13 protein-coding genes and 2 pseudogenes are annotated in these 20,708 nt (G+C 50.6%); 9 read left to right on the forward strand and 6 right to left on the reverse strand.

Going from position 1 to position 20,708, the window contains the following annotated elements:
• From glgB to BZG14_RS06575, 3 genes are all read right to left on the reverse strand, one after another.
• A partial coding sequence (glgB, locus tag BZG14_RS06565) for a 1,4-alpha-glucan branching protein GlgB (RefSeq protein ID WP_443508672.1) occupies nt 1-1,810 on the reverse strand: 1,810 nt, incomplete at its 3' end.
• Nucleotides 1,752-3,938, reverse strand: coding sequence for a 4-alpha-glucanotransferase (gene malQ / locus BZG14_RS06570; protein WP_077608298.1), 2,187 nt, complete (start codon nt 3,936-3,938; stop codon nt 1,752-1,754). The genes glgB and malQ, both read right to left, overlap by 59 nt.
• Nucleotides 3,939-4,054: 116 nt before the next feature.
• Nucleotides 4,055-6,505 carry a glycogen/starch/alpha-glucan phosphorylase gene (locus BZG14_RS06575; RefSeq protein ID WP_077608299.1) on the reverse strand — a complete coding sequence of 817 codons (2,451 nt, stop codon included), beginning with the start codon at nt 6,503-6,505 and terminating at the stop codon, nt 4,055-4,057.
• A 506-nt stretch (nt 6,506-7,011) separates the two neighbouring features.
• Here BZG14_RS06575 and malT point away from each other — a divergent pair.
• From malT to BZG14_RS06615, 8 genes and pseudogenes are all read left to right on the forward strand, one after another.
• On the forward strand, nt 7,012-9,720 hold the full coding sequence (gene malT, locus BZG14_RS06580; protein WP_077608300.1) for an HTH-type transcriptional regulator MalT: 2,709 nt from the start codon (nt 7,012-7,014) through the stop codon (nt 9,718-9,720).
• Between the two features lie 210 nt (nt 9,721-9,930).
• A pseudogene (locus BZG14_RS06585) lies at nt 9,931-11,108 on the forward strand (alpha-1,6-glucosidase domain-containing protein); the annotation flags it as partial.
• 329 nt (nt 11,109-11,437) lie between these two features.
• Nucleotides 11,438-13,117, forward strand: a pseudogene (locus BZG14_RS16000) (PAS domain S-box protein); the annotation flags it as partial.
• Between the two features lie 169 nt (nt 13,118-13,286).
• On the forward strand, nt 13,287-14,216 hold the full coding sequence (locus tag BZG14_RS06595) for a DUF368 domain-containing protein (protein ID WP_077486643.1): 930 nt from the start codon (nt 13,287-13,289) through the stop codon (nt 14,214-14,216).
• 3 nt (nt 14,217-14,219) lie between these two features.
• Nucleotides 14,220-14,699, forward strand: coding sequence for a hypothetical protein (locus BZG14_RS06600; protein WP_077486642.1), 480 nt, complete (start codon nt 14,220-14,222; stop codon nt 14,697-14,699).
• Complete coding sequence (locus BZG14_RS06605; RefSeq protein WP_077486641.1) at nt 14,696-15,283, forward strand: SCO family protein; 588 nt, start codon at nt 14,696-14,698, stop codon at nt 15,281-15,283. The genes BZG14_RS06600 and BZG14_RS06605 overlap by 4 nt, the downstream gene beginning before the upstream one ends.
• A gap of 2 nt (nt 15,284-15,285) precedes the next feature.
• On the forward strand, nt 15,286-15,762 hold the full coding sequence (locus tag BZG14_RS06610) for a copper chaperone PCu(A)C (protein WP_069362923.1): 477 nt from the start codon (nt 15,286-15,288) through the stop codon (nt 15,760-15,762).
• Between the two features lie 185 nt (nt 15,763-15,947).
• Nucleotides 15,948-16,193 carry an Lpp/OprI family alanine-zipper lipoprotein gene (locus BZG14_RS06615; protein WP_077457827.1) on the forward strand — a complete coding sequence of 82 codons (246 nt, stop codon included), beginning with the start codon at nt 15,948-15,950 and terminating at the stop codon, nt 16,191-16,193.
• Nucleotides 16,194-16,276: 83 nt separating this feature from the next.
• Here the strand turns inward: BZG14_RS06615 and BZG14_RS06620 are convergent, their stop codons facing one another.
• Both BZG14_RS06620 and BZG14_RS06625 read right to left on the reverse strand, forming a co-directional pair.
• A complete protein-coding gene (locus BZG14_RS06620) occupies nt 16,277-17,275 on the reverse strand; it encodes a L,D-transpeptidase family protein (protein WP_077486649.1) in 999 nt (332 codons plus the stop codon).
• A gap of 55 nt (nt 17,276-17,330) precedes the next feature.
• Nucleotides 17,331-17,759 (reverse strand): hypothetical protein, encoded by a 429-nt coding sequence (locus tag BZG14_RS06625; RefSeq protein WP_077457829.1) that lies wholly within the window; start codon nt 17,757-17,759, stop codon nt 17,331-17,333.
• A 408-nt stretch (nt 17,760-18,167) separates the two neighbouring features.
• Here BZG14_RS06625 and BZG14_RS06630 point away from each other — a divergent pair, with 408 nt between their 5' ends.
• Nucleotides 18,168-18,821, forward strand: coding sequence for a hypothetical protein (locus tag BZG14_RS06630; protein ID WP_069362919.1), 654 nt, complete (start codon nt 18,168-18,170; stop codon nt 18,819-18,821).
• Here the strand turns inward: BZG14_RS06630 and BZG14_RS06635 are convergent.
• Nucleotides 18,818-20,515, reverse strand: a complete 1,698-nt coding sequence (locus BZG14_RS06635) for an SgrR family transcriptional regulator (RefSeq protein WP_077486640.1) — start codon at nt 20,513-20,515, stop codon at nt 18,818-18,820. The two genes, BZG14_RS06630 and BZG14_RS06635, sit on opposite strands and share 4 nt — an antisense overlap.
• Nucleotides 20,516-20,708 lie beyond the last annotated feature (193 nt).

Genomic DNA, 20,708 nt, shown 5'->3' on the forward strand with positions numbered 1-20,708 from the left:
CGTGTGCCATGACACTGAGATCGGCAGCGTCTTTTAATCGCCACTCAAACCCTGCCGGATCGCAGTCGAGGCGATGCAGTGCCGGCGTTGAGACATACAGGTGGTTCAGCGCTTTCACCCATGCTTGGATACCTTGATGGCGACCGTATTGTAGCCAATGCCATTCAAGCTGACTGTCATGGTTCCACTCTGCGGTCTGACCGATCTCCGCCCCCATAAAGTTAAGCTTTTTACCTGGCTGACCATACATATACCCAAGAAAGGCACGTAAGTTGGCGGTTTGCTGCCACTCGTCACCGGGCATTTTACCGATCAACGAACCTTTTCCATAAACCACTTCATCATGCGACAGTGGCAATACGTAATTCTCGCCAAACGCATAAACCAATGGAAATGTTAGCGTGTCGTGGTGATAGCATCGATACACCGACTCTTCACGGATATAACTGAGGCTGTCATGCATCCAGCCCATATTCCATTTGAACCCAAACCCAAGTCCGCCGGCATAAGTAGGTGCCGATACTCCCGGAAATGTCGTCGATTCCTCGGCAATGGTCATCGCATTTGGGAAATAATGATAAACAGACTCGTTCATCCACTTTAAGGTAGCGATGGCATCATAGTTCTCGTTGCCGCCATCCACGTTGGGGACCCATTGATCCTGCTCGCGCGAGTAATCGAGATACAGCATCGACGCGACGGCATCGACACGCAGGCCATCGATGTGAAACTGGTCAAGCCAATACAAGGCGTTATTCACCAAAAAGCGGCGCACATGCTCTTTACTCATATCGTAGAGATGACAATGCCAGTCGTTGTGCCAGCCACGTCGTGGGTCGGGGTCATGATATAGCGGAGTGCCATCGAAAAAGGCTAAACCGTGATCATCGGTAGGGAAATGCCCCGGCACCCAGTCAAGGATCACACCAATACCCGCTTGATGGCACTGGTCGACAAAATACTTAAAATCATCTGGCGAGCCATAGCGGCTGGTCGGCGCAAACAGGCCAACCGGCTGATAACCCCAGGAACCATAAAACGGATGCTCACTGACTGGCATTAGCTCCACATGGGTATAACCCATTTCTACCAAGTAAGGAACGAGACGGTCAGCAAGCTCACGATAGCCTGGGCACTGACCCGATGCATCTCGCTGCCAGGAGCCGAGGTGAAGCTCATAAAACGATAACGCTTGCGTGTGTTTTTCGGTGACGGGACGCGCTTGCCAGTGCTGGTCGTGCCATTGATAAGCATGTTGATCATAGGTCAGAGAGGCAAAGGACGGGTATTGCTCGGCATACGCCCCGTAAGGGTCGGCTTTGTGCGGTAAGCACTGTCCATCAGGCCCCGTTAGGGCGTATTTATAGCGCTGCTGCATGCTAAGGTGAGCAATAAACCCGACCCAAAAGCCATCTTCAATGGGCGTCATCAAGGCGGTATCAGCTTGCCATTGGTTCCAATCGCCAATCACGCTGACCGATTGCGCATGAGGGGCAAAGACAATAAAACGCACGCCTTCAATAGGCTCACCGTTAACCGGCAAGGTCATAGGATGCGCACCCATGAGCTGATGCGCATAGCGAGGATTGTGCAAGGCCGCGAGATCGATGTCGTAGTGATCGGGGTGCGTATAATATGGTGTCATCGAGGAAGAGGAATGTGACACAGAAGGCTCCTTATAGAAAAACGCTCCATCCCATGCGTGTTGGCTAGCACTAAGGATAGAGCGTGGTCGCGTGGTGATCAGGCGATCAAACGGATAGACGACTCGCGTGTAAGCGTACCCGCGAAAGATCCTTCGCCAGTTGATTTAACTCTTCGCGGCTAAACAACGTATCTAGGTTCACTGAGAGTTTACGTCGCCAGTTAGGATACTCATCCACCGTGCCTGGGATGTTGACCGGTTTCTCCATTTCCAACCAATCTTCCAACTGGACACTTAACAGCGCCGATTGGCCGGCGGCAACATGCAATTGCAATGCGCGGCACAAGTGGCCATCCATCGGCACATAGCGCGCATCAGCCCCCACGCCATCCGGTAGCATGCCGTGCCAGCTTACACTGTCTAATATGCCTTGTTTGGCTTTTAAGCGATCATCAAACAATTGTTGGAGTTGCGCTTCATCTGGGTATAGGCCTAACTCTTGCCCCAGCTTTAAATCGTCGCAATGCCAAAAACCACGAATCGTTGGCATATCATGGGTGGCAAGCGTCGCCATCGCTTGCTCGGTGTAATGCGCCGGAGAAATAAAGCCACCGTCCTCTTCTGAGGTTTCAAAGAAGAATACCTTGTAGGAATGCACGCCCGCATCCGCAAGTAACGCGCCAATTTCATCGGGTACCGTCCCCAAGTCCTCACCAATCACACTGCACTGATGACGATGCGACTCAAGCGATAAAATCGCGAGCATGTCTTTAACGGGATAGTACAAGTAAGCGCCCTCGGTAGCATTTTTCCCTTTAGGGATCCACCATAAGCGCAGCAAGCCCAGTACATGATCGATACGCAACGCCCCACAATGACGCATGTTGGCACGTAGCAATTCGATGTAGGCATGGTAACCGGTGTGTTGCAGCGCTTGCGGATCAAATGGCGGCAAGCCCCAGTTTTGTCCCCGCGGTCCCAACACATCCGGCGGTGCACCAATGCTAGCATCCAACACTAACGGTGAATTATCCGACCAGGTTTCGCTTCCCGCGTCTGACACCCCAACAGCAAGATCACGGTACAAGCCCAGCGACATCCCCTGCTCTTCAGCAATGGCTTGTACCTCTTCCATTTGACCTTCGGCAATCCACTGTAGATACATGTACAGTTGAATGTCATCGCTATGCTGCTCGATAAATGCTTGCGTCGCCGCGTTTTCATAACGGCGATATTTTTCAGGAAACACCGGCCAACCCCAAGCGTGAGGATCATCGGCCCGTAAATACTGGTGCAACGCATCAAACGTCGCTTGCTGTTTTAAGCTCTCTCCCCCTTGCTCAATAAAGTCTAAAAACGCACGGCCACGTCGTGTCTGTTGCAGTAGTTCGCGTTGCTTAAACTCTTGAAATAAAAGCGGTAGTACGGCCATCTTTAAGGCGGCGACTTCACTATAATCGACCCAATGCGTGTCGCGTACTGCTTGCAGGCGACGCTGGAATTCGGCACTGCCCACGAGTTGCTGGGCACGGGCGCTCAAACAAAACTCTCGAACGTTGCTCACATCAATATACAAAAGATTAAGCCAGCGGCGTGATGACGGACTATACGGGCTCGCGGCTTCTGGATTGGCAGGGAACAACGCATGAATAGGGTTAAGGCCAACAAAGTCAGCGCCGCGCGAGGCAAGCTCACTAACCAATTGTTTGAGATCGCCAAAATCACCAATCCCCCAGTTGTGAGGGGTACGCAGTGTGTAGAGCTGAATACTCGGCCCCCACATTTTCTTGTGTTGATCCAATTCTGGCTGCTTATAACATTGGGTGGGCGCCATGATGAGTGTCATTTGATACGGGGCTTTGCGCCGTTTACGTATCACGGAAAGGCGGTGATAGCCCCACGGTAGGGAGCAAGGCAGGCTAAACACCAATGGGCCACCATTACTGCGCTCATCGCGAACGATTTGTGACTGTAAGTAACCTTCAAAGCATTCGCCCTGTTCGGTTTCCAAACGCCAACTAAAGTCACTTTCTCGCGCACTGGTACCTAAATGAAGCGCAATTTCAACCGGCTCATTCTCCTGCACCACCTGCACAGGGGCGAGCACATCCGCTTTGTGTTTTTTCTCCGCCGACGCCAATAACGCCTCGTCGTTTCGTGTGTCATAGCCAAGTGACGTTAGTAAGTCATGTAAGGTACTGTCCGGCACAGCCGCTTCTGAGCCCCATGCACTGATATAGCGATCAGCGAGGTTGGCCATTTGTGCGACTGTCTTCAATGCAGATTCTTTCATCGCTTTCTCCGAGGGGTCTGCCCCCTTCTTTTATTGGGCAATATTGTTGTCATTATTGTTAGGTGGCAAGGCTCATTCCTTGCCACCGATAAGGTTGTTAACCCGTTATATTGCAATTAGCGCTTAATCGCTTCTAACTGCCAAATGTTATTAACGTAATCGCGAATTGAGCGGTCTGAGCTAAACTTACCGACCAGCGCGGTGTTCAGAATCGCTTTACGTGCCCATTGCGACGCGTCACGGTAATCACGGTCAATGTCATTGTGTGCGCGCACGTAATCGGCAAAGTCAGCCAAACACAGGTACGGGTCGCCGCTACCCATCACGCTGTCAAACACAGGACGCAGGGCCCCTGGCTGACCTGGCGTGAACGTCTCATCCAGCAAACTATCCAAAGCGGCCTTCAATAGGGGCTGGCTGTGATAGACCGCTTCAGGCTGATAGCCTTTTTGGCGTAATTCGGTGACACCATCAACATCTAAGCCGAAGATATAGATATTATCGTCACCCACTTCTTCACGGATTTCCACGTTAGCGCCATCCATGGTGCCGATGGTAAGCGCGCCGTTGAGTGCCATTTTCATGTTACCCGTGCCAGACGCCTCTTTACCGGCCATAGAAATCTGCTCAGACACATCGGCAGCCGGAATAATGATTTCTGCCATGCTGACACGATAATCAGGAATGAAGACGACCTTGAGCTTGTCACCGACCCGTGGATCATTATTAATGGTTTCAGCGACCTTATTAATTGCATAGATGATCGATTTTGCTAATTCATAGCCAGGCGCGGCTTTCGCGGCAAAAAAGACCACTCGTGGCGCCATGTCAAAGTTTGGCTCGTTAAGCAAACGCTGATAGAGCGAAATCACATGCAATAGATTCAAGTGCTGACGCTTATATTCATGCAGACGCTTAATTTGTACRTCAAAAATCGCATCGGTATTGAGGGCAATATCGAGGTGCTCTTTGACCCATCCTGCCAAACGCTGCTTGTTGCGCTTTTTGACATCCATGAATGTCTTTTGAAACGCAGTATCATCGGCGTATTGAGCAATCTGCTCGAGTTGCTCTAATTGCGCTGGCCACTGCTCACCGATTTTTTCACTGATCAAGTTGGACAAGTCAGGGTTACAGAACTTCAACCAGCGACGCGGTGTGATGCCATTGGTCACATTTTGAATGCGGCCCGGATATAGCGCATCAAATTCTGGGAATAAATCACGCTTAACTAACTGAGAGTGCAACGCCGCAACGCCATTTACCGCATAAGAGCCAACCACACAAAGATTCGCCATACGCACCATGCGCTCACCTTTGTCGTCAATCACTGACAACACCTGCTTTTTCGCCACATCGCCGGGCCACTTCGCTTCTACCTCTTGCATGAAGCGATGGTTAATCTCAAAAATGATCTCCATATGACGCGGCAGCAAGCGCGCAATCAACGCCTCACTCCAGGTTTCCAGCGCTTCGGGCAGTAAGGTGTGGTTAGTGTAAGCAAAAGTACGACTGGCGATTGACCACGCCTCATCCCAGCCCAGACGATAATCATCCAGCAATACGCGCATCAGCTCAGGAATCGCGATGGTGGGGTGGGTGTCGTTTAATTGAATGGTTTCATACTCTGGCAACGCCGCTAGAGCATGACCTGCCTCTAGGTGACGACGGAGGATATCTGCGACCGAGGCGGCACTGTGGAAGTACTGCTGCATCAAGCGCAGCGTCTTGCCCGAATCATGGTTATCGTTGGGGTAAAGGACTTTAGACAGGTTACCCGCATCAATATCTGCTTGCTGCGCATGGGTATACTCGCCCGCATTAAAAGCATCAAGCGCGAACGGTGTCAGTGCTCGACCTTCCCACAAACGCAATGGATAAACGGTGTTACTTTGGTAACCGACAATGGGTAAGTCCCAAGGCATTGCCTGGATTTTCAAGCTTGGCACCCATTGGCGATAGGTATGCCCTGCTTCTTCAACGACCTCAACATGACCATAAAAGCCGATAATTTGGGATAATTCAGGACGTACCAGTTCCCATGGGTAGCCTTCCGGTTCGCGCCATGCATCAGGAGCCTCTTGCTGCGCCCCTTCATGAAAAGACTGACGGAAAAGCCCATATTCATAATGTAATCCGTAACCCACTGCCGGATACTGCTGTGCCGCCAAAGAGTCCATAAAACAGGCCGCCAGACGTCCCAAGCCGCCATTACCCAGAGACGGATCACGCTCTTGTTCGAGTAAATCCGTTAACCCAAGCCCAAGCTCACTCACGGCATCGGCGATAGCATCGTACAAGCCCATGCTAATCAGGTTGTTCCCGGTTAAACGACCAATCAAAAACTCGAGGGATAAATAGTTAACACTTTTCGCTTGTTTAATGGCTTGATCGTGTTCAGTGGCCACCAAGTCACTCGTCGTGTGTTCGGCTAATGCGCGGCCAAGCGCGAGGTACCAATCACGCAGTTGAGCAGTATCTGGTGCGTGACCTAGCTGGGTTAAGTGTTGAACCATACTGATTTTAAACGCACTTTTATCAAACGCATGTTGCTGTTTTGGTGTCATGTCGTTGCTCTCGATAATGGAATGAAACCTTGATGGTTAGTCATCCTGCCCAACCCGAGCACGGCAAACATCCTCCCACGTCGTTCTCATCAAAGGAGGAGACCACAGGGCGTAGAGAGCCAGGTCACACATCAACAGTGAGCGGGCTCTCATCAAAATGAAGCACAGCCCACTGACTGGTGATCTTCATCACGCTATGAGACAAAAGCCTGTCTAAGCCGGCGATGAAAAAAACCGTCTAGCTTTTGGTGATTTTTGTGCGCTAGCGCAAATTAAACCCTGACAAACCAACATGAATGTGTACACCGACGATAAAAAAAGCCAAGAAAAAGGCAATTGAGTGACATTTATCACAATTATAAGGCGTAGTTGCACTAAATTAGGGCACCCGTTAAGAGATCAGGGATAGATCATAGTTTGTGTCTTTGAAGTTACATACACTGCAATCAGGACAGAGGTGCGCACCAAAGATGACGCACCGCATTTGTAGTGAAGGACAGTGTCTTATGTGGATCCCATCAAAGCTGACTCGGCCTGGACGGCTTTATAACGCGATATTGCGCCCGCGTGTGCTCGATATTTTACAACAAGCCCCCCACTATAAGCTGGTGCTGTTTCGCTCTCCGGCCGGTTATGGCAAAACCACCATGGCTGCCCAGTGGCTCGCCGATCAACCCAATGTCGGTTGGTTTAGCATTGATGACAGTGATAACGACAGCTTTCGCTTCATAAACTATTTATTACAAGCGTTGCACCAAGCCACCCAAGAAGGCTGCGCTAATACGATAAAACTGGCGGAAAAACGCCAATTCTCATCACTTCGTGCGCTCTTGTCTGATGTTTTTGCCGAACTGGCCGGATTTCACGCCACCAGCTATTTGGTGCTGGACGACTATCAACTGGTTGATAACGAAGAAATCCATGAAGCGATGCGCTTTTTCATCAAGCACATGCCAGAGAACCTCACGTTAGTGGTGACGTCACGCGCTAACCCACCACTGGGCACCGCGAACTTACGCGTGCGAGACCTGATGATCGAGATAGGCAACGAGCTTCTCGCGTTCGATAACGAAGAGACAACCCGGTTTTTCAACCAACGTATCGACGATGGCGTCGATGAATCGACCGCGAATGCCTTATGTACCTACGTCGAAGGTTGGCCATCCGCGCTGCAACTGATCGCCATTCAAGCGCAGCACCAAAAACGCACGCTAATGCAAAGCGCCGCCTCGTGTGCAGAATTTAACCATGCCCATCTTTGGGACTATCTAGCGGAAGAAGTCTTCGACTTGCTTGACACGGAGACACGTCAGTTTCTGATGAAAGTCTCAGTGTTAGAAATGTTCAATGATGAACTGGTTTTCGCCTTGACCGAGCGAGAAGACGCCCTGGGCATGCTTGAGTCACTGAATCGCTATGGTTTGTTTATCTATGCGCTGGAGGGGGATAACAATTGGTTCCGGTTTCACCATTTATTCGCGGAGTTTTTGGCCCACGAGCGCCAAGCCAGGATCCCCCACCAGCAACAAACCTTGCATCGACACGCGGCACTGGCTTGGCTAAAGCTGCAGTCCCCTCATCAAGCCTTGCGCCACGCACGCTATGCCAAAGACGATGCGTTGCTGGCCGATATTCTCAATCAACACGGCTGGCGTATGTTCAATCGTGGCGAACTATCCACACTCGCATCCGCGATTATCAAGCTCAGTGATGAGCTTTTATACCAATACCCCAATTTGAGCTTACTGCGTGCTTGGTTAGCACAAAGCCAACACAGGTATCACGAAGTTGGCGAGTTATTGGCCAGTGCCGAAAAGGCGTATCAAGCCCGCGACATTCCACTGGATATTGATTACCAAGGCAATGCCAATGCCCTGCTTGCCCAAGTAGCCATTAATGCGAATGAGCCTGAGCAAGCGATGCAGCTGGCAGAAAAAGCACTCGAGCAACTCGATAGCGCCAATTACCGAGGACGTATTGTCGCGACTTCCGTGGTTGGCGAGGTGAATCATGTGCTCGGCGAACTGGATCGCGCTTTATCCATGATGCAACAAACGGAAAAGTTAGCGCGCCAGCATCAGGTATATCACCAAGCGCTGTGGGCCATTTTACAGCAAAGTGAAATTCTCCTGGCACAAGGCTATGTGCAAGCCGCGTTTGAGTTGCTCGACAGCGCCGATCAGCTCATTGAAGATCAGCAATTGCACCAAGTTCCTTTACATGAATTTGCTCTACGGCTTCGCGCCCAAATACTCTGGTGTTGGAACCGACTGGATGAAGCTGAAGCCTGTGCGTATAAGGGGCTACAGGTTTTGGAAAACCAACCGCCGAGCAAGCATTTGCATAGCTACTCTATGCTCGCGCGCGTGGCTGTTAGTCGCGGTGAGTTAGATAAAGCGGCCAAAAGCATTGAGCACATAGAGCACCTTCTACGAGAGTCTGTTTATCATGTTGATTGGACCGCTAACGCGTCACTCTCGCTATTGCTCTATTGGCACGCCAAAAACGAACTGACCAATATGGATGAGTGGTTACATCAAGCCGTTCGCCCCGCGACCGCCTGCAACCACTTTAGCCAGCTTCAGTGGCGAAACATTGCCCGCGCGCACCTGCATTTGGGTCAGTATGATCAAGCACGTCAAGCGGTCGATTTTCTGCGCCGCGAAGCGAACCGGGCCAACTTAGTGACGGATAAAAACCGCAATCTCATCGTCGAGGCCGTGCTCGCCAGTAAAGTGCAAGAGACGGAATACGCCAAAAGTCTCTTGCAAGATGCCCTGATCCTAACCAATCAAACCGGGATGATGGGTAACTTTTTAATCGAAGGTGATGCGCTCTCATCATTGCTGCACGCGTTGATTGAACAACATGCGCTCGGCGCATTAGAGCGCCACCGGGCACAGCAGCTATTAAAAGAAATCGCCAGCCATCAGCGCTCACGCTCCACCCACTTTGATGAAGCCTTTGTCGAAAAACTGGTCAAGCACCCTAACGTGCCAGAGCTGGTGCGAACCAGCTCCCTGACGCAACGCGAATGGCAAGTGCTCGGCTTGATTTATTCCGGGTTTAGTAACGAGCAAATTGCTCATGAACTGGATGTCGCCGGTACCACCATCAAAACCCATATCCGTAACCTTTACCAAAAGCTCAATATTGCTAACCGTAAAGAAGCGGTCGTCACCGCCGAAAACCTCCTTCAGCTTATGGGTAACTAGTCATCTATGCCTACGCCCCCAGACTTTTCGGGGGCGTAGTGGTCTTTCGCTCTCCCCCTACTTTTCGTGATACTTTACTGAATTTCATCATCTTTTCTGCCATAACACGCTGAGTTTTAACCCGATCACGCATGGTAGGTGTCGCCCTTCAGTATGCTGCGCCTCAGTATTGACACATGAGGAATAATCAATGAAGCGCACTCACTTTTTGCAACCGCTCGGCGCATCGGTTGCCATCGCGACTATCATGGTGAAGGTTGGAAGAAGTCGCCAACGATCGCCAGTTTGTCCAAGCCACCCAAGCAAACCTGGCCGGCACAGGTATTGGTTCGTTTTCTGACCGACTTCGTGATGCGGTTCGTGGCGGCGGTCCATTCGATGGCGGCGAGTACCTGCGTAAAAACCAAGGCTTTGGTAATGGTCAATGGGTCGCGCCCAATGATCTGCAACAGCAAAGCAACGGGGAAAGAGCCAGTGCCCTGCATAACGCCGATTTAGTCCGTTTGGGTATGGCGGGTAATTTAAAAGATTTTCAGTTACAAATTGCCAATGGAGATACGGTCCGAGGCGACGAGGTCGATTACAACGGTCAACCGGCTGGCTACGCACAAGATGCTTGGGAGATCCAAAACTATGTCTCCAAGCACGACAACCAAACCTTGTGGGATAACAATCAATACAAATTCCCTTACGCCATGCCGCTCGCGACACGCGTCCGTGCCCAGGCCGTGTCACTCTCCACTGCACTGTTGGGACAAGGGGTGCCTTTTATTCACATGGGCAGCGAGATGCTTCGTTCAAAATCCATGCAGCGTGACTCATATGATTCGGGCGATTGGTATAACCGCGTCGACTTTACCCAACAAACCACGCAGTGGGATCAAGGGCTGCCGCGTGAAGATAAAGACGGCTACAACTGGCCGATGATTGAAACCGTGATTGCCAACCACAACAACGAGGCCAAACCAACGCCACAGGCAATCAGCAACATGGACAGCTACTTTAATGAGCTGGTGGCGCTGCGTACGTCGTCAGGGCTGTTCAATCTGGGCCAAGGCAGCGTGATCAACCAACGTGTCAGCTTTCACAATACAGGCGCCTCACAAATTTCAGGGCTAATTGTGATGAAAATTGATAACAGTGGCAGTCTGCTCGACAGCACGATGGATGCAACGCGTGACGGGATTATCGTCGCGATCAATGCCTCAGGCGCGGCGGTCAATGACTTTGCCAACATCGACGCCACCGGCTATCAGCTTCACAGCTTGCAAGCCAATGCGGGCAACGGCTCGATAGCGTATAACCAACAGCCCGCTCAAGTGACCAACGGCAAACTCACTGTACCCGCTTGGTCCGTCGCCGTGTTCGAGAAACCTCAACAGCCTTAACCATCATTTGGGGGAGTCCGGCTCCCCCACTCCACTTGCCGCCCGGACATACAGGCTTAACGCCATCATCATCAACCTAGCCTTCCTTTAAAAAGCCGTTAAATACACGAGTTTTCTGGCCCGCGCTCGCGTTATTTATAGTGATATCAACGCTTGAATACGCTTTGACAGTATTTCCTCGTTTTTTGTGTTGCTATTGGCATAAACGCTGATCGGTTCACTCAACACCCGAGTACAGGATGTGATACGGTATTTCTCTCTAATTGGAACTGACATCACACTCATCAATAGTCACCGAGGAGTGTGAGCGGTCAATAAGGAATAAGTGAATGTTAAAAGATTTGGTCGTTGATGGACGTTATAAAAAAACACTGGATCAGTCGATACACGCTATCGTGACCATCGACGAAAAAAATGATGTTATCTATTTCAACGATGCTGCTGAATCGCTGTGGGGTTATCAACGCAATGAAGTATTAGGTCACAACGTCAAAATGCTGGTTCCAGAAGAAATTCGGGGCAGTCATGACGGGTTCATTAATCATCACCGTACGACCCAAGAAAATCGCATCGTCGGAACATCTCGCGATGTACAGTTAGAAAGAAAAGATAGAACTCGTGTATGGGTGAACATCTCGTTAAACCATATTAAACATGCTGGAAAATCTACTTACACCGCATTTGTTCACGATATCTCTTCACAAAAACAAGCTCAAGAGATTGTTCATCAAACCCTCGAGCAAGCTCTAGATGCAGTCGTGACTATCGATGGCCGTAACTGCATCACCTTTGCTAATAAATCTGCTGAGCAAATGTGGGGATACTCTCGGGACGAAATGCTAGGCCATAACGTAAAAATGTTGGTGCCTGAACAACACCGTCATGAGCATGATGAATTAGTCAATCGAAACCGAAGAACCGGTATCAACAAAATTGTGGGCTCCACCCGCGAAGTCCCTTTCGTACGTAAAAATGGTGAAAACCGTTGGGGAAGTTTCTCAATATCTAAAATAGAACTTGATGACGAGATTCAGTACACCGCGTTTGTCAAAGACGTCACAGAGGAAGTTGAGCGTCGGGAAGAATTCAAAATGCTGTCGATGGTAGCAAATGAGACAGATAACTCAGTCATCATTACCGATGCTGACGGCTATACCCGTTATGTTAACCAAGGGTTTGAAAAACTTACAGGTTATACAATGTCGGAAATGCGCGGCAAAAAACCAGGTACCATGCTTCAAGGGCCAGGAACTAACACCGAAACTGTCGCGAAAATCTCACAAAAACTAAAAAATCGCGAACCCTTTTACGACGAGCTCCTTAATTATAACAAACACGGTGATGCCTATTGGATATCTGTCTCTATCAATCCAATTTTTGATGATAACGGACAGTTATCTAGCTTTATTTCTATTCAAGCTGATATCACCGAAGCGAAACAACGATCACTTGAGGCAGAACGTCGATTTGATGCGATCAGTGTCAGCAACGGCATTATGCAGTGGAGTCTTGACGGTACACCTGATTCGTTTAATTCGTACATGCTTGACCACTTACGCGCAGAAACATCGTCGAACTCAGAAATTCTAAGCAACAACCTCAAGAATAAGCTCGGAGAACCGACATTTAGCGATGTGCTCTCGGGTAAACAAATAAAAGAAGTACTGCCGTTTACAGCTGCAGACGGAAGCGAACGCCGTTTCGATACTGTCGTCGCCCCCATTTTTGACTCCGAAGGGAACCCTGTGTACCTCGTCTCCTACGGTATTGATGTGACCAATAGAGCCCAAGCTGTTGATGTAACGGAGAAGGAAATGACAAAAGTCGAAGCATCTAGCAGCGAAATACAACAAATTATTGGTGTAATAAACGGCATCGCCGAACAGACAAACTTACTTGCGCTCAACGCAGCTATTGAAGCAGCTCGGGCCGGTGAGTCGGGCCGAGGTTTTGCCGTGGTCGCCGATGAAGTACGACAATTGGCACAACGCTCTGGAGAGTCTGCAGCCGAAATTCGTCGCCTTGTCGATCAAACGAATGAACGCGTGAGGGCACTAGCTGATGCTCTTCAAAATTTAAATGGCGAAGACGACTAGTCGTCCTAGTATAAGCAGGCCTATCACTGACGATTCATCTCGGTATAATGCAGCCCTTAGCTTTTTATCGATGAATAGCATTATGATCAAGAACCTGGTCTCAACTTACCTTAAAGGCATGGCGATGGGGGCTGCAGATGTGGTTCCTGGTGTCTCTGGCGGCACCATCGCATTTATTACTGGTATCTACACCCAGTTACTTGAGAGTATTCGGCGTATCACGCCGCGCCTTTTTACACTCTGGCGCAAGGAAGGGTTCAAGGCCGTCTGGCACCATATCAACGGCACCTTTCTTTGTGTGCTCTTAGCCGGCATTCTGACCAGTATTGCCAGTTTGGCCAAAGGGATAAGCTGGATGCTCACCCATCACCCGATCCCACTGTGGTCGTTTTTCTTTGGCTTGATCATCGCTTCAGCGTTGCATATTGCCAAACAATTGCCCGCCCCCAGAATAAGGCCTAAAACCGTTCTCGCCGCACTGCTAGGGATCGGGTTTGCCTATTGGATTACTATTGCGAACCCGTTGCAGCTCACCGCCTCGCCGCTCACCGTCTTTCTCGCCGGCGCCATCGCGATTTGCGCTATGATTTTGCCTGGGATCTCTGGCAGTTTTATTCTGCTGTTGCTGGGAATGTACAGTCCGATCCTAGATGCGGTTCATCAAACGCAGTTTGGCTTACTGGGATTATTTGCGGTGGGCGCGGTGACTGGCTTATTGACCTTTTCGCACCTGTTGTCATGGCTGCTGCGCCGCTACTACGCGCTAACGCTCGCGTTTCTGACCGGCCTGATGTTGGGCACGCTAGGTAAAATCTGGCCGTGGAAACACACGCTTACATGGCGTACCAACTCATCCGGTGAGCAAGTGCCTCTGATGCAAGATAACCTTCTACCGGGCGCGTACGAGGCAATCGTGGGACACCCGGCACAAGTTAGCTTGGCCATCATTGCCATGATAGGTGGCTTTGTGCTGGTATTATTGCTGGAGCGTTTCTCGCCTAAGCAGGACTAAATAATGCATATATCACCCTCACAATCACCCGTGAGTCGCCCATTGTTTATCACTGTCGGTCTCTTAATGCTGGCAGTGATGGCTTTTTTTCTTCCCTCTTGGCTATCTGGCTTTTTCTCGACCGCTTCGAGTTCAACCGTCGCGCCAGCCGCCTACTGTTCGCTAAATCAGCAAACGTGCCAATACAAGGGTTATCAAGCCCACTTAGGCAATCCAGTGGTTCATCCACTACACGCCAATACCCTCACGGTAACCGCCCCCCAGGCGCTTAACACGGATACCTTGCTCGTGAAGCTCCAAGGCGTCGAAATGAATATGGGGGAATATCGGCTGGTGCTTAAACAAACCGATAAACTGACTTACCAAGGGCAATTGATGCTGCCCGTTTGCACTGAAGACAGCATGACCTGGGCGGGAACCATTACACTTAATGATGATGCAAACACGCTATTCCCCATTAAAGTAAGCATGGAGCGACTATGAGTAAGAAAGCTTGGCTTGTCGCCATTATTGCCGTTTGTTTTGGCTTGGGTGCCCGCGCGCTATTTGATCACTATCAAACGTCACAAAAGCAGGCACAAGCGGGTGCATTACAATCACAAGGGCAACCGTTTAACCTTTACAATACCGATGACCCACGTCCGCGCATTGTTTACTTCGGTTATACCCATTGTCCTGATGTTTGTCCCACCTCGCTCGCCGTACTATCTGCTGCGTTAAAATCGCTCCCTGAGTCGACACGAAACGCGGTGTCGCCAGTCTTTATCACCCTCGACCCAAAGCGTGATACCAGCGAAAAAGCCGCGGAGTATGCCCATTTTTTCCATCCGGCCATCACCGGCGTCAGTGGTTCAGAAGCACAAATCGCCCAGCTGGCAAACCGTTACGGAGTTTTATATCGCATCACCGAGCTGGAAGACTCCGCCATGGACTATGCCGTTGACCATAGCTCCTTTTTTTATTTTCTCTCACCGAACGGTGAACTCGTAGAGAAAGTCCCTCACACCTTAAACCCTGAGATGCTGATCGCAGCGATTGAACGGGTGACTGGTCAAAACAAGGAATAACAATGACATCATTCAAATCTTTTATTGCCGCTATCGCTTTTATGGTTGCCCCATTGGTGCATGCCCATGGTGAGTTTTTTATTCATGATGCCTACGCGCGTGCCACTGCACCTGGCGCACCAAATAGCGCCGCTTTCATGGTGCTCGATAATCAAAGCAAGGTGCTAAAACGGGTGGTGAGTGCGAGTACACCGGCGGCGAAACGGGTAGAGTTGCATGAGCATGCCATGGTAGATGGCATGATGGAAATGCGACAAATTGCGCAAATCTTGGTGCCTGAAGGCGAGCAAGTCACATTAAAGCCAGGAGGCCTGCATGTGATGCTATTTGATCTTACCCAGCCACTCAAAGTAGGCGAGCACATTTCGTTGACCTTAAACACTGCAGACGGTCATTCACTGACCAAGCAGATCCCAGTGAAATCAGTCATGGATGGTATGCAGCACCATAGCGATGAAGGAAATCATCACCACGAATAGTCTTTAACGTGTCTCGATGGATGGGTCGAACAGCGCGTTAAATGTTAACTGTGTCAAGGTATGGCCGCCAAGTTGAGGATTCAGCAGCAAAATCCCCTACCAGCGTCTATGGTAAAAGGTAGTCGCGCTTGCGCGTGACCCTTTTGACGTGATTGCTATCTCCAACAACAATAGCGAGGTTCTCTATGAAAATCCGTCCAATGGCGCTAGCAGCAATAGCTTCAACCGTGTTGCTCGTCGGCTGTACTAGCAACACCGCACTACAACAAAGTGTTGATGATTTATCCGCGAAAGTCGATGCGCTCTCTAACGACGTTTCTATGATGAAAAGCGACGTGAGTGATACCAAAGATACCTCTCAAATGGCCTATGACGAAGCCAAACGTGCTAACAAGCGCATTGATAATATGGCGCAGTCGTATACCAAGTAGCGTATCGACTTAAGCACCGACGACGCATTGAATAAACAAAACGGCGCTACGCCATGCGCCGTTTTCATGCTGTTATCTGACGTTTACTCCTTCGTTCGCCTCACTGGCTTGACATCTACGTCTGCACGCTCGAGACGCTGCCAGGCTTTTAACTGTGCTGGGGTCAGTGTCGCGATCTCTATCGGCACGCCTTCCTGAACCGATAACGCCGCTCGGTACCGCTGAGGTGACAATTCCAATCGCGCTAACATCGCTAACACCTGAGGATCAGGCTCAATCGACAAACGCGCTTTGGTCTCTTTTTCATTTTTTGACAAAGGACGATGGGCTTCTACCATCACGCGCCCATCAGGCTCAACGCTTAGCTTCGCGGGTTGATTAATCACCCTCACGGGAGTATGAACGTCCACTTGCTCAAACAGCCATGCCACATCGTCAGGACGAAGTCGGATACAGCCCGCGCTGACTCGCAGCCCAATACCAAACGACTTATTCGTGCCATGAATTAAATACTCACCGTTACCGAAGCCCAACCTTAGCGCATGTTCACCTAAGGGATTGTTTGGTCCTGCCGGCACCACATCAGGCAAAATGATGCCGCGCTGTTTTTTATATTCATCACGAATGCTCTGAGGTGGCGTCCACGTCGGATGTTCGCGCTTTTGGCTAATATAGGTGTTCATGGTGGGGGTTTCGCGCCCCACTCTACCAATCCCGATGGGGAATACATGAACAGCACGTTGAGCGTCTGTTGTTTCTCCTCCTGCTCTAGCGGCTGGCTCAGGGAAATAGTAAAGGCGTAACTCGGCAAGATTAATCACGATCCCCGAGTGAGGTGGTGAGGGCAGCAAGAGCTGATTGGGTAAGCGCACCAAAGCGCCGGGCTCAGGCAAGTAGGGATCCATTCCTGGGTTGAGCGCTAAAAGCGCTAGAAACCCCACATCATAGTGTTTGGCAATGGCTTCTAAGTGCTCGCCCTCTTTGACGATGTGCGCTTCTGGATAGCCAACCAGTCGACTGCCGTCGGTGGGCAACGGATACTGGGTGGCAAACGCTGTTGGCACCGCTAACGCCCAAAGCATCGCACAGGCTAACCCCAGCGATGCAACCTTTTTATTAATCACAGACGGGAGTCGGCTAGAAATAAATCCGCGCCCCAGCGGCACCTTCAAACTCAATATCGCCTTTTTCCTCCCAATACCACGTCGTGCCCGCCTCGGCGAACAGTTCCACATCCCCCGTACCCACCGGAAGCGTGACGCCGAGCCCTGCGCGTGGGCCCCACTGGTGCGTTGAATCATCTACCCACTGACCCCCCGCATAGACATACATAGGCGCATATTCCATCCGCCCAAGCCATTCACCCAAATTCCAAGTCCCATCGACGGCAACGCCCACCTTGTCGATGCCCGCTTGAATTTTAAATTGGTTTTGTTTCAAGGTCACGCCCGACATCGGCGAGCCAAGGAAAACCCCCGCGGCAAGGCCATCAGCCGCGTATGAAGAAACGGGAAATGAGGCAACCGTCAACCAGACTGCTGCACGAAGCCAAAGGTTTAAATTCATGGTATTCCGTTGTATTACTGTGACATGCACACAGACAAAAGCAATTTTAGTGCCAATATGAGATAGCAATTGAACAGGCACTGGTGTGTCTCCAAATAAGGCAATGAGCCGGTGATCGTCAAGGTGACTGGGTCAACGCATCACCCCGTCCCCACCGAAGGAGGCAATAATCTGCCAATAAGGGTAGATAAAAACATACAAACCATGCCGCTTGATTGGTCACAACATGGTACCGATCGCCGTTCAGCCCCTCCCCGCGATGAGAAAGTGCGCACAAAGTAGCGTTTCTCCCTGATTTATTGGGCGATTTAAGTGATATACTGCATACTTTAGGCTGTGTGCCCTGATGAGTCCGCGCAACAGGACGACATCCGCGTTCAAGACGTTTTTGGTAGGAGTAACGGGTTTTTGTTAGATGATCTGGTCTCGCTGGCACTGCGCCAGTTTCAGCAAGATTGTGTCAAATTGTGCGAGCATCACTATCCGACGGTTCACAACCGGGGAATGCGTGATCCCCACATGGGCAAAGCACTCGCACGCCGACTCATGCGAGTGCTTGATGCACACGACAAGCCCGCAACGTTTCATTTGCTCGACGATACCCGCCCACATAGCCAAACCGTCTATCAACTACAACTTGATGGCAGCGCGATATACATACTCGCCCATCGCCTACTCAGCGGCAATAACGCTTGTCGTGATGCCCTGGTGCGTGACGTTGCTTGGCTACTGAATCATGGCATCACCAACCCGGCTGAGCCTGGACGCGTGATTGTGGTCAGTGATCACTGGATTGATCGCACCAACGCCAGTAAGGCCGTTCCTTCATGGTGGTTGGGACACCAGCCAATTCACGCAGACGCCTATCGCGCGCAAGGAATACGCCTGACCAGCGCGACATCGAGCCTTGCTGAGACCATCGCACCCTTAGGGTTAACTGAGGGGCGATATCGTATCTTTCACCCTTTGTTTCGCAAAAAAGATGGCTTACCGTTGCACAAATACCTTTTACTCACCGCCACGTTTCCGCTCGGTGTTGAAGAGGACAATAACAGTCTTTAATGTGGTTTGTGCCACACAGATTTAAAATCAAACCACCCCACTGCATTCGATGCCACATCTTGGAGATCTGGCGTTGCCATGACACCCATCCAAATATGAAACAACGGCACCATTTGATGCTCAACCAGACAACGGGCTAAGTGCTCAGCACAGCTATCATCTTGCGTGTCTCGCCAACGCTGCGTGTGACTTTCAATGGTTTTGAGCATGGGATCCGTGCAGGCACTCAATACCAGATCATGCGTCCCCAGCCAGTTGAATAACCCTGCCTGTCCGCGTTCTCCAAAGCTCATCGCCCCTAACCAGATATCGATTTTGCGGCCATATTGACCACTAAAATAGTCGGTAGGTGACAATGCCAGGGTTTTCACTTGAATACCATCCTCAAGTAAGTGCGCGTGTATTGCCTTGGCGAGAAGGGGATAGAGAGGATGATCAGATAAATACGCCACGGTCAATGACGTTGGCGACGGCACGACTGGTGACATGGACGAAAGGCCATGATGCATCCAACCTGGCATCAGTCCATACGCATTGAACAATCGGTATTCACCCATGCCACAATGCGCCAAGCGTGGAAGTAGTTGCAGCGATGAGAGCTTGGCATGTAGGTATTCACGCCATGCGGGTTGCTTTGCTAATCCATCGCGACAATTCAACAATAAATAACCGGCCCCCTGATCCATTTCTAACTTTTGACTCAAGGTCGTTTGATGGCTGGCTAATCGCTCCGGCGTCAGTGAGGTACTGGGAGTGAGATAGCACATTGCCGCCTCATCAAACACCATAATCTGGATCTCATCGGTCAGGGCACGATAACCAAAATAATCATCAAATGCCTCGAGAACTAAGCGGTGTGGCTGTTTCTCTGCCACGCGATAAGGGCCCGTCCCAATCGGTTGATAACTACTGGATTGAGCTTGGTGGCGATCGGCTGGACGAATGACTGCCTCTGGCAAGGTAAGCGCGTGATCAAACCTTGGGTCGGGGGACGAAAGGTGCACATCGATCATACGCGGACCCGGCGAGTCAACGCGCGAAAGGTGAGCAAAAAAACGCCGCGTAGAAAGCGCAGATAGGCTCGCTATCACATCCTGCTCGCGCATTAGCTGACCATCATGGAAGCGGACACCAGGACGTAAGTAAAACCGCCAATGAGTCGGCGACAACGCCTCCCAATGGTGGGCTAAGTCCGGCGTTACGATACGTTCACTACCACGATAACGCACCAAGCCATTAAAAATTTGCCCGACCAAGTGCTGCTCTGAACGACGCAAAGGTTCGCTTGGATCCAGCGTCTCGAGTTGACGGTAATAGGGCAGGCGAACAATTTGCCGCCCGTTTTGCGTACTCGGCCCCATCTGTTTTTGAATTAAGGCGGCGAGCTTGGTCGAGTCATGATCAAGGCACGCCAAGGCTTGATCCATTTTGCCCTGCGCCAACCAATGTGCTGCCTGCTCTTCTCGCAGTGCCATTTCACTTCGCAAAAACGCTAAACGAGAGAGCTTCCCTCGCCCTACGGAAGGCTGCCAGGTAAGCCACCCTTGCTCTTCTAGCTTGCTGAGCACCATTCGCGCATTACGCCGCGTACAGACCAAAATATCCGCCACAGCTTGCAAGGTTGTATCAGTGCTTTCACCATTGAAATGATGATAAAGGCGGGAGAACTGTGCACGTAGCCGCTGTCCAGACATAAAAGGGGAACCTAAATGCAGTATCATTCATTGTCGATACTTCCTATTTTACGCGACAACAGCCGCTCCGTCTGCCCAGTTTAAACGCAATCAGATTGGGGCTGTGATCTCTGGCAGGCTTTATTGTCGGGTGCTATCGCGCAGCGATTGTTATTTCTGCTCACTCCGTTATGATGCCTGTTGATTGTTGTTA

It is taken from the genome of Salinivibrio sp. IB282, from assembly GCF_001995685.1.
GTDB lineage: Bacteria > Pseudomonadota > Gammaproteobacteria > Enterobacterales > Vibrionaceae > Salinivibrio > Salinivibrio kushneri.